The organism is Neisseria sp. P0022.S010, from assembly GCF_051956635.1.
In genome coordinates this window covers 1-9622 of the sequence record NZ_JBQCXF010000093.1, presented here as the reverse complement: position 1 = coordinate 9622, position 9622 = coordinate 1, and the positions used below count along the sequence as shown (strand labels likewise).

Sequence of the window (9622 nt, the reverse complement as noted above, 5' to 3'; positions counted from 1 at the left end):
ATCTTGCGCATCAACGCCCAATGGCTGGAGCAACACCCCCTCATCGCCGATGCGCTGGACTACGAAAGCGCGCAATGGCAAAAAATCGATATGCCTTTCTCGGTTCAAGCACAATAAACCGCGCTCCGTTATAATAGGCAGCTGTTCAAAATCCAAACCGCAGGCCGTCTGAAAACGACAGCCTGCCATACATCAAGGAAAACCATGAGAAAACCCCAACGCGGCTACGCCCGCCAAGACCGTGTCAAAGAACAAATTATGCGCGAACTGGCCGAACTCGTCCGCACCGGCCTGAAAGATCCGCGCGCAGGCTTCATCACCATCAACGAAGTCGAAGTTACCCGCGATTACAGCCACGCGACCGTGTTCTACACCGTCCTCGACGACAGCACACGCGACATCACCGAAGAAGCTTTGGAACACGCCAAAGGCCATTTGCGCAGCGAATTGGCCAAACGCATCAAACTCTTCAAAACGCCCGAGCTGCACTTCAAATACGACGAATCACTCGAACGCGGCATGAGCATTTCCAGCCTGATCGACCAAGTGGCGGCGGAAAAACCGGTTGAAGACTGATTGATTAAAACACGCAGGCCGTCTGAACCCTTTCAGACGGCCTGAACATTAACACTCCCCCTACTTAATATGACAGCCAAACCCACCAAACGCCCGGTCAACGGCGTTCTTCTCCTCGACAAATCCGAAGGTCTTTCCAGCAATACCGCCCTGCAAAAAGCGCGGCGTTTATTCCGTGCCGAAAAAGCCGGGCATACCGGCGTACTCGATCCTTTGGCCACAGGGCTTTTGCCTGTTTGTTTCGGCGAAGCGACCAAGTTTGCCCAATACCTGATTGATGCCGACAAAGCCTATACCGCCACGCTGAAACTGGGCGAAGCCAGCAGCACGGGCGATGCCGAAGGCGAAATCATCGCCACCGCACGCGCTGATATTTCATTGTCCGAATTTCAGACGGCCTGCCAAGCCTTAACGGGCGATATCCGCCAAGTTCCACCCATGTTTTCCGCCCTCAAACACGAAGGCAAACCGCTGTACGAATACGCACGCAAAGGCATCGTTATCGAACGCAAAGCGCGCGATATTACCATCTACTCCATTGATATCACTGAATTTGATGCACCCAAAGCCGTGATAGACGTACGTTGCAGCAAGGGTACTTATATCCGCACCCTCAGCGAAGACATCGCCAAACACATCGGCACATTCGCCCACCTGACCGCCCTGCGCCGTACTGAAACCGCCGGCTTTACCATTGCCCAAAGCCACACGCTCGAAGCCTTGGCAGAATTGGACGAAGCCGAACGCGATGCCCTGCTGCTGCCTTGCGATGTCTTGGTGCAACATTTCCCCAAACTTGAGCTAAACGACTACGCCGTTACCATGCTCAAACACGGCCAACGTCCCCAGTTCACCGAAGACATTTCCGCCGAGCAGCCCATCCGTGTGTACAACCGAGACGGCACATTTATCGGGCTGGTGGAATATCAAAAAGAAATAGGCCGTCTGAAAGCCTTGCGCCTGATGAATACCGCCGACCAATAACTTCCTGCAAAGAGAGCCGATCATGAAAGTCTATACCGCCGCCCAAATGCGCGAACGCGAACAAGCAGCCGTCGATAAAGGCACAAGCTTCGACCAACTAATGGAAAACGCCGGTAGCTCTGCCGCCCGAGACCTCATGCAGCGTCACCCTCAAGCCGGACGCGCCCTGATCGTTTGCGGCAAAGGCAACAACGGCGGCGACGGCTTAGTCATGGCAAGATATATGCAGGCGCAAGGTTGGCACATCGATATTCTGTTTTCACTCGGAGAAAACCTCTCCTCCTTGGCTCAAACCAATCAAGAACGCCTCAACGGTTTGCCCCATATTGAATTGATATCCGTCCAAAAACTGGAAGGCCGTCTGAAAAACGGTTACGACATCATTATCGAAGGCATATTCGGCACAGGCTTCAGCGGCGCGCTTCCAACCGAAATCGCCGCCCTCTGCCGCCAACTCAATCATGCAGACGGCCTGAAAGTCGCCCTCGATATTCCCACCGGCCTCAACTGCGACACCGCCGAAGCCGATCCCGACACATTCCGCGCAGACCTGACCTACACCTTTGCCGCCTACAAACCGGCGCATTTAAGCGAGTCCGGCAAAACCTATTGTCAAGAAACCGTCTGTTTACCTATTGGCATTGATTGAATACCTATAAAAAATAACAGGGTGCAATTTTGCACCCTGTAACTTTTGCTTACTTCCAAATCTGCGCCAATTTAATCCCCAGTGCCGTCAAACCAAACGAACCGAAAACATGCAGACAGGTTGCCATCAAAGCCATGCCCCAGCGTTGCGCCTGCATCAAACCCACCATCTCCACTGAAAAACCTGAAAATGTGGTCAAGCTACCGAGAAATCCGGTAATCCAAAGCAAACGCCATTGCGGATCGGTTAAGAGTTCTGCCAATACGCCGATCAGCAGCGCGCCCAGCCAGTTTGCCGCCAATGTACCAATAGAAAAAGGCGTAAAAGACACCAGCACCAAGCCAAACAGCCAACGCAATACAGCCCCGACGGCAGCGCCGCAAACAATGGGAAAAATATAAGCAAACATAATACGTTAAGAATTCAATTCAAAAAACAGGCCATCCGGTCATGAGGCCGTCTGAAAACCACACAAAGATGCCTTCATATCTTATTGCCAAATCTTAGGCGCAGATTTCAAATACCTGCCGTCATCAAAAGTACAAATCCATTGCGGCTTAAGCGCGATAAAAATGGCTGTTGAAATACCGCTCAAAAATGCCTCTGCCCAAGCGATTAAGAAGAAAACAGGAAAAGCGGTTTTCCATAATACCGCCGTATCAAATACATCCGCCCAGTTCAACAAACCGACCAAAACCACGCCGGTAAACACCATGCCGACCGCCGCGGCCCAAAAACCATTCAGAAAAATAAAGATAAAGATATTGGCAGGCAAACGCGTCACCCAATGGCGGAAGCCCAAGTTCACCAACAAAGGCGGAAGCAATACGGACAAGGCATTGATGGGGAACATATGCCAATCGCCCCAAAGCCACAAATATGGAAAAAACAGCAAAACGCCGATGCAGAACGCAGCAGAGGTGCCCAGCATTAAAGCCGTCAGGTTCAAGGCGAGCAAATGATAGCTCATGCCGGCCAGTTGTCCGCTTTCCGGGGAGGCATTCAAACTCCAAGCCAGCGGCAACATCACGGCAGCCAACAAAAATGCGGAACGATGCTGCGATACCGACACCCATGCCTGCTTTGCGCACAAAGCAAAAATCACCAGCAACACAGGCCATGCCGCCATCACGACACCAACGGGAAACCATCCGTTTTGAAAAATCATCTTCTCATCCGCAAAATGTTCAGACGGCCTATTATACGCGCCTCAAGCCACAGCTTTGACAATCCTGTCTGCCTTTGCCGTTAAAGCTTGTTTCGGCTGGTTTTGTTTACCTGAAAAAAGCGTTAGAATAACGGACTTTGCCGTTTAATTAAGGGGATGGACGCATGCTTTGGACAATATTGGCTTTAATTCTGCTGGCTGTCATAGCCGGATTGTTCTGGTGGCGCCAGAAACAAGAGCAAAAGTGGCGCCAAGAATTGGCCCGACTCAGTGGCGATGAAGAAGAAATCAACGAAGAAGACAGCCCGGTCGGTTTTGCCAGCCAACTGGACAGCCTGAAACGTTTGTTCAGCATGAACAAGCGCACCGCCGACAACCATAAAATCGCCCGCATCCGCCTGCTTTCCGCGCTCGAACACAATAAAATGCAACGCGCCGAAACAAACGAAGAGCACGCAGCAGAACCCGTTGCCGAAGAGCCGGAACACATCGCAGCGACCGAGGAAGAAATCAAAGTTGCGCCTAAAACCCGCAAATCTGCCAAGCCGGAACGTATTCCTAAAATCACGCCGTTTGCACAAATGGAAACGCCCGAATACAGCCCATCTTTGGTGCAAAACAGCAATTTTGAAGAAATCACATTAGAAGAAGCCACCCGTTCCCTGCATGAAGCAGCGGTTGAAGAATGGAACGAGCATTTGGCCGAAAAAAATGCGCCGATTTACAAAGACGAAGTCGAAACTCCATTGTTACGCGCTTCATCCCTGCCGATGACCGGCATGGAAATCATCGACTACAACGACCCTATTTTGCGCCGCACACGCGAGCGTGCCTTGGCGCGCGCCAACAATGTCCGCGTGGCAGAAGCCAATGCGCCGCACATCGAAACCGTTCAGACGGCCTTAAGAACTGCCGAAAAAGAAGCCATACTCCCCTATACTTCCATGCAGGCTTTTCCTTCTGAAATCCAAGCGGAAGATATTCACGACAACCTTGCCCGCCGTACCGCCGCGCGCCACAAACTGGCCGCTGCCGTCGCCCCTTTGCGCGACTACTCTCCGCGCACCATTGAAAATGACGAAATTTTGGCCAACTTGGGACAAATCAGCCGTCCTGCCAGCTTACGCCGTCAAGTTCGCCATACCGAAGCGGCCGCCGAAAGATGGGCACGTAAACAAGCTGCTACGGAAGCTGTTGCACCACAACCTGCCGTACCGGCAACGCCGTCCCGTCCAAAACCGGCTGCGCCTGTTAAAAAATCCCCTTATATCTCCCGACCTGCCGCACCAAACGCAACCGTAGTCGAGCCGCCTGCCGTACCGGTCGTCCCGATGGCGAAAACCGATATTCCCGAGCCGCCCGTTTTCCAAACCTCGATTGCGCCGATTGATATTCCCGAGCCGCCTGCTTTCGAACATAAAATCCAAGTGCCGATTTTTGATGCACAAGTCAATGCGCACGTCAGCAACCAGCCTGAACGCAGTATCCGCGATTATTTAATCAGCGAATCTGCGGAAGAAGAAACAGAATTAGATGGTGAGCCAGAAGCGCCTGTACAAGAGGAAACAGAAGCGATTCAAGCGGTTGAAACGATTAAACCTGTTGAATCTATTGAAACAATCGTAAGGCCGTCTGAATATACACAGACAGTCGTTGAAACACCTGTGCAAACCGTAGAACCCAACGTTCAAGAAGATACACCAAGCGTAGCGATTCCAACTTCGGCAACACTGACCGAGGCACACCTGCCGACCACTGCCCTGCTCCTGCCGCCGCAGTTTGACCCGAGCGCCTCGCAAACTGAAGAACAGTTGTTGGAAAACAGCATTACCATCGAAGAAAAACTGGCCGAGTTCAAAGTTAAAGTCAAAGTGATGGACTCCTATTCCGGCCCGGTCATTACGCGCTACGAGATTGAGCCTGATGTCGGCGTGCGCGGCAGTGCTGTTTTGAATCTTGAAAAAGACTTGGCGCGCTCGCTTGGCGTGGCTTCCATCCGCGTGGTGGAAACCATCCCCGGCAAAACCTGCATGGGCTTGGAATTGCCTAATCCGAAACGCCAAATGATCCGCTTGAGCGAAATCTTCAATTCGCCTGCGTTTACCGAATCCAAATCCAAACTCACCCTCGCACTCGGCCAAGACATCACCGGCCAGCCTGTCGTCACCGACTTGGCCAAAGCGCCGCATCTGCTGGTTGCCGGTACGACCGGTTCGGGTAAATCCGTAGGTGTGAATGCCATGATTCTGTCCATGCTCTTCAAAGCAACGCCTGAAGACGTGCGCATGATTATGATTGACCCGAAAATGCTGGAGTTGAGCATTTACGAAGGCATTCCGCACCTGCTCGCCCCTGTCGTAACCGATATGAAGCTGGCTGCAAACGCGCTGAACTGGTGCGTCAACGAAATGGAAAAACGCTACCGCCTGATGAGCTTTATGGGCGTGCGCAACCTTGCCGGTTTCAACCAAAAAATTGCCGAAGCCGCCGCTCGTGGCGAAAAAATCGGCAGCCCGTTCAGCCTCACGCCTGAAAATCCTGAGCCATTGGAAAAACTGCCGTTTATCGTGGTCGTCGTAGATGAGTTTGCCGACCTGATGATGACCGCCGGTAAGAAAATTGAAGAACTGATTGCCCGCCTCGCCCAAAAAGCACGCGCAGCCGGTATCCATTTGATTCTTGCCACCCAACGCCCAAGCGTGGATGTTATTACCGGCCTGATTAAAGCCAATATTCCGACACGCATTGCCTTCCAAGTGTCCAGCAAAATCGACAGCCGCACGATTCTTGATCAAATGGGTGCGGAAAACCTGCTCGGCCAAGGCGATATGCTGTTCCAGCTACCCGGTACCAACTATCCGCAACGTGTACACGGCGCATTCGCCTCCGACAATGAAGTTCACCGCGTAGTGGAATACCTGAAACAATTTGGCGCACCCGACTATATCGACGATATTTTGAGCAACGGTTCCACCGAAGACTTTACCGGCACCAGCCGCAGCAACGACAGCGACCTCGACCCCATGTATGACGAAGCCGTTTCCGTTGTCTTGAAATCGCGTAAGGCCAGCATTTCCAATATCCAACGCCAACTGCGCATCGGCTACAACCGCGCCGCCCGCCTGATTGAACAAATGGAAGCCGACGGTATTGTTTCCCCGGCAGAAAACAACGGCAACCGCACCATCTTGGCGCAAAGCAGCGACCATCTGGATTAATTTATCCTTGTTTAAAATTAAGGCCGTCTGAAAACTTTTCAGACGGCCTTTTTAAATCAGATATGGTTCAGCAATTCCAATCAAATAAACAAGCAAATAAGTAATCTATAAACAACATTTCTTACAAATCTAAATGCTTTTACATTGACGGTATTTGCTTCACAAATAAACAAAGTTCAATCAACCAAACTCAACCTACAAAATACATATCTCTACCCGTTTGTCACCATTTTCAGACGGCCTTTTGTCAAGACCGGAAAAAACAGGTAAATCCGTTTTTCGATTAGAAACAATATTATTATGATTCAAGCCTTCGGCAACACCCCCACCCTTTACGAGGAAAAACAAATGAAAAAATATTTTGCAGAATTTTTCGGCACTTTTTGGCTGGTATTCGGCGGCTGCGGCAGCGCAGTATTGGCAGCAGCCTACCCTGAACTCGGCATTGGCTTTGCCGGTGTCGCCTTGGCGTTCGGCTTGACCGTACTGACCATGGCTTACGCCGTCGGCCATATTTCCGGTGGCCACTTCAACCCTGCCGTTTCCGTCGGCCTATTCATCGGCGGCCGTTTCAACGGTAAAGACCTGTTGCCTTACATCGTATCCCAAGTTGTCGGTGCGATTGCCGCTGCAGGCGTTCTGTATCTGATTGCTTCCGGTAAAACCGGTTTTGATGCTGTTGCTTCCGGCTTTGCCAGCAACGGTTTCGGCGAACACTCTCCTAACGGTTACGACATGATGGCCGCGTTGCTGATCGAATTCGTCCTGACCGCATTCTTCCTGATCATCATCATGGGTTCTACCGACAAACTGGCTCCGGCCGGCTTCGCCCCTATCGCCATCGGCCTGGGTCTGACCCTGATTCACTTGATCAGCATTCCTGTGACCAATACTTCCGTCAACCCTGCACGCTCTACCGGCGTTGCCTTGTTCCAAGGCGGCTGGGCTGTTGAACAACTGTGGTTGTTCTGGTTGGCTCCTATTGCCGGCGCAGCAGTTGGCGCGGCTATTTACCGCTTTGTTTTGGCAAACAACGACGACAAATAATCTGAACGGAATGATATTTCCGGTGCGGCCGATACCCTAAACCGTCCGCACCCAAGTTGCCGAGATACAAACGCACCGCCTGACTCAGACGGTGCGTTTGTTTTTGCCATGTTACAATACTTTCTTTTCCCACATTCTCAAACCATCATGCAAACCTTACCTTTTCAAACCGATATCGCCGCCAGAATGCTGGTCAATACTGAAAACGAAACCATCCATCCCGATGCCGTATTCGTACAAACGCAAAACGGCTACTGGATTGCTTGGCACGACCAACAATCCGCCCTGCTTGCCCCCGACACACCGCCCGATATTCCCTGCTTTTGGGTAGAAGGCGCAGAAAGCTTGGAAGAGCTGGTAAGCATGGTAGAAAACGGTGAATTTGACGAAGTCGAAGAATTTGACGGCGACGACGATGCTTGGCAAGAAGCACTCGGATGCAGCCATCATCATGAAGGACACTGCGGATGCAGCCATTGAAATGTGCAAAACGCCTGCTTCCAACACTTGCCCTTTGCCTGACGCTTAACGGCTGCGTTGTAGGCGCGGCTGTCGATTTGGCTGCGACAACCGTCCTGACTGCCGGAAAATTGGTTGTCAAAGGAACGGGTGCAGTGATTGATGCTGCCATTCCTGACGGCAAAAAAGACAAGGACAAAGAAAAGAGCAAAGAAAAGCCAAAATCGGAAGAAATCATCTATAAGGAAGAGTCCTCCGATGAAGTAACGCAATAATCCTTCAGACGGCCTCGGTAAAGTAACCCATCTTACCAAGGCTGTCTGAACATTCATCCTTACATATAGCCCTGTTCGCGCAAAGAGCAGGTTTCTTTTGCAGTTACGATAAAATGGTCTAAGAGCGTAATATCCACCAAACTTAAAGCCTGTTTCAAACGCTCTGTAAACTGCACATCAGATTCAGACGGCCTTGCCGAGCCGCCCGGATGATTGTGTGCCAAAATCAAACTGTCGGCATATTCATCCAATGCCAATTTGACAATTTCACGAATATAAACCGTGTTTTCCGCCACCGTACCGCGCGACAATTCCCGGACCGCAATCAATTGATTTTGACGGTTGAGCAGCAACGCAACGCTGACTTCGATTTTTTCATGCCCAAGATGCAGGCGCAGATAATCCGCAACCGATTTCGGGTTTGACAAAACCATCTGCTCCTGCAAATCCTCACCCAAAATCCGCCGTCCGATTTCTTTGACCACGGCAAACTGAGTATAGCTCGCCAAACCCATGCCCTTGCAAGCAGAAAGTGTTTTGGCATCCGCACTCATCAGCTTTCCCAAACTGCCAAACTCGCTCAACAAATAACGCGCCAAATCAACCGCGCTCATGCCGCGCGTTCCGACACGCAGCAAAATCGCCAGCAACTCCGCATCACTCAACGCCGCTGCACCGTGCGCCAAGAGCTTCTCCCTCGGTCGTTCCCCTTCGGGCCATTCTTTGATACTCATGTTTTCCCTTTTATTCATATAGAGGATTTAGTTTCAATTCTGAGCAAAACCGCCTCACCCGATATAAAACGTAATCCATTATGGCTTTAGCAAATTAATGCAATTTGCGTATTTTATTCTATCTTGAATTATTTTTTAAGACATTTGAATATAAATTAAACCCTTTTGTGCAGAAAAACAACGTTACCCATTTTCGCTATCCTGTTCCCCTGCCTGCCTTTCCTTTCCTATTTGTTTCAAATCAGCCGCTACAAGCATTTTCATATTGCCCCTATGAGGCTTAGGCTAATATAATATTGAGTTTGCCGAGAGCAAAAGCTGAGGCTTAAACTGCTTTCTATCCACGCTGCCTGTGCGCTTTACAAGAGTTTCAGACGGCCTCCGTCCGACTCCCGCCAGCAATCAAACAGCTTTTTATCACCCATTCGAAAATCCGTTTTGCCGGTACTCGTCTTTCTTTTTGGAGTATTGCCATTATGACCGCAACCACTGCGTCTTCAGCCAAACCTTAT

10 protein-coding genes are annotated in these 9622 nt (G+C 50.8%); 7 read left to right on the top strand and 3 right to left on the bottom strand.

Going from position 1 to position 9622, the window contains the following annotated elements; all coding sequences use genetic code 11:
- Positions 1–204 precede the first annotated feature (204 nt).
- The 3 genes from rbfA to ACTHUT_RS09830 all read left to right on the top strand — a co-directional run bounded on the left by rbfA (position 205) and on the right by ACTHUT_RS09830 (position 2209).
- A complete protein-coding gene (gene rbfA / locus ACTHUT_RS09840) occupies positions 205–576 on the top strand; it encodes a 30S ribosome-binding factor RbfA (protein ID WP_003685554.1) in 372 nt (123 codons plus the stop codon).
- Between the two features lie 69 nt (positions 577–645).
- Positions 646–1560 carry a tRNA pseudouridine(55) synthase TruB gene (truB, locus tag ACTHUT_RS09835; protein WP_440385745.1) on the top strand — a complete coding sequence of 305 codons (915 nt, stop codon included), beginning with the start codon at positions 646–648 and terminating at the stop codon, positions 1558–1560.
- A gap of 22 nt (positions 1561–1582) precedes the next feature.
- Entirely contained in the window at positions 1583–2209 is a 627-nt protein-coding gene (locus ACTHUT_RS09830) for an NAD(P)H-hydrate epimerase (protein WP_440385744.1), read from the top strand.
- Between the two features lie 49 nt (positions 2210–2258).
- On the opposite strand, the gene ACTHUT_RS09825 is transcribed toward ACTHUT_RS09830, so the two are convergent.
- Together ACTHUT_RS09825 and ACTHUT_RS09820 are read right to left on the bottom strand one after the other, a co-directional pair.
- The gene (locus ACTHUT_RS09825) at positions 2259–2618 is read right to left on the bottom strand and encodes a CrcB family protein (protein WP_440385743.1); all 360 of its coding nucleotides are present in this window, start codon (positions 2616–2618) and stop codon (positions 2259–2261) included.
- Between the two features lie 81 nt (positions 2619–2699).
- Positions 2700–3377 (bottom strand): energy-coupling factor ABC transporter permease, encoded by a 678-nt coding sequence (locus ACTHUT_RS09820; RefSeq protein WP_440385742.1) that lies wholly within the window; start codon positions 3375–3377, stop codon positions 2700–2702.
- 164 nt (positions 3378–3541) lie between these two features.
- On the opposite strand from ACTHUT_RS09820, the gene ACTHUT_RS09815 reads away from it, so the two are divergent.
- The 4 genes from ACTHUT_RS09815 (at position 3542) to ACTHUT_RS09800 (ending at position 8376) form a co-directional block, all read left to right on the top strand.
- A complete protein-coding gene (locus ACTHUT_RS09815; RefSeq protein WP_440385741.1) occupies positions 3542–6595 on the top strand; it encodes a DNA translocase FtsK in 3054 nt (1017 codons plus the stop codon).
- A gap of 300 nt (positions 6596–6895) precedes the next feature.
- Positions 6896–7642, top strand: a complete 747-nt coding sequence (aqpZ, locus tag ACTHUT_RS09810) for an aquaporin Z (protein WP_440385740.1) — start codon at positions 6896–6898, stop codon at positions 7640–7642.
- A 147-nt stretch (positions 7643–7789) separates the two neighbouring features.
- Entirely contained in the window at positions 7790–8122 is a 333-nt protein-coding gene (locus ACTHUT_RS09805) for a hypothetical protein (RefSeq protein WP_440385739.1), read from the top strand.
- A complete protein-coding gene (locus ACTHUT_RS09800) occupies positions 8110–8376 on the top strand; it encodes an NF038104 family lipoprotein (RefSeq protein ID WP_440385737.1) in 267 nt (88 codons plus the stop codon). The genes ACTHUT_RS09805 and ACTHUT_RS09800 overlap by 13 nt, the downstream gene beginning before the upstream one ends.
- Positions 8377–8435: 59 nt before the next feature.
- Here ACTHUT_RS09800 and radC read toward each other — a convergent pair whose 3' ends face one another.
- On the bottom strand, positions 8436–9110 hold the full coding sequence (gene radC, locus ACTHUT_RS09795) for a RadC family protein (RefSeq protein WP_440385736.1): 675 nt from the start codon (positions 9108–9110) through the stop codon (positions 8436–8438).
- Between the last annotated feature and the right edge of the window lie 512 nt (positions 9111–9622).